Annotated in this window: 1 protein-coding gene; it reads left to right on the forward strand. The window is 60.2% G+C overall.

Going from position 1 to position 1,024, the window contains the following annotated elements:
• Positions 1 to 598: 598 nt before the first annotated feature.
• Positions 599 to 1,024 (forward strand): 2-C-methyl-D-erythritol 4-phosphate cytidylyltransferase (locus tag H5U08_RS19740; RefSeq protein ID WP_297037170.1); only part of this gene is annotated, 426 nt, incomplete at its 3' end.

Raw genomic sequence — 1,024 nt, forward strand, 5'->3', positions numbered from 1 at the left:
CCCCAAGCAAGCGCGCTAATCCAGGCTGCGCCACGCCCCGAGCTTTGAGCCTGTGACTGGTTAACCCCACCGCAGGGGAGGTCACATCGCGTTCGTCGAACCGCTCGTCTCTGGATTACTTTATCCGATTTTGCTCCGGCTGACAACTCCGCCGAAGGAGATTTCACCCGGTTTTTTACCCGCACAGGGAACAAAGCGCCGATCTGAAACCGGCTTGGGCGGGAATTGGTCCGCGTTGACCTGCTGGTCAGGTCCGCTTTTTGACTTTTGCCGAGGTCTACCTCTTCGCTGGGCATGACAGGTGTGCCGCTCCGGCGTTCAACGGACGCCGTGGAAGGCGTTCCTCCAGAGATCGGCTGGAGGGTGGGCTCCACCTGGGCCTTGGGTCTTCGGAGGGACCTGCTTGTCAGGTCCGCTCCCTCCACATCCTTTGAGGATCCACATTTCCAGACGCTCACCGGGGTGAGGTCCTCCAGACGGAAACAAGGTGCCGGGCTCCAGGCGTTGACAGGAAACCAGTTTCCGCGGATGGTGAAGGAAAAAGATGCGGCTTTGTCAATCGAGTTCTCTGTCGGGCCGGCCAGAAAGGGAGATTGCTGTGGCACGATTCGCCGTTATTTTACCGGCAGCGGGCGCCAGTTCGCGGTTTCAGGATAAGCATTACAAAAAACCGTTCGCTCCGTTAGACGGACGGGCCGTTTGGCTCCACAGTCTGCACCGGTTTTCCCAACGCGACGATGTCGTCCAGATCATTGTGGCGGTAGCGCCTGACGATCGCGAGGATTTTCTCGCCCGATTCAGTGCGGACATCACGCTGCTGGGCGTGCAGGTTGTCGAAGGAGGCCGGGAGCGAGCCGATTCGGTGCACAACGCCCTCCGCCACGTAAAGTCGGACGCCGAGTTCGTTTGTGTGCACGATGCCGCCCGTCCGTGCCTCAGTGAAGTGTGGGTTGATGCGGTTTTCGAAAAGGCGCAACAGACCGGGGCCGCCATCCTGGCGGTGCCGGTGACTGCGACGTTGAAG

Source organism: Thermogutta sp., from assembly GCF_014359955.1.
Taxonomy (GTDB): domain Bacteria; phylum Planctomycetota; class Planctomycetia; order Pirellulales; family Thermoguttaceae; genus Thermogutta.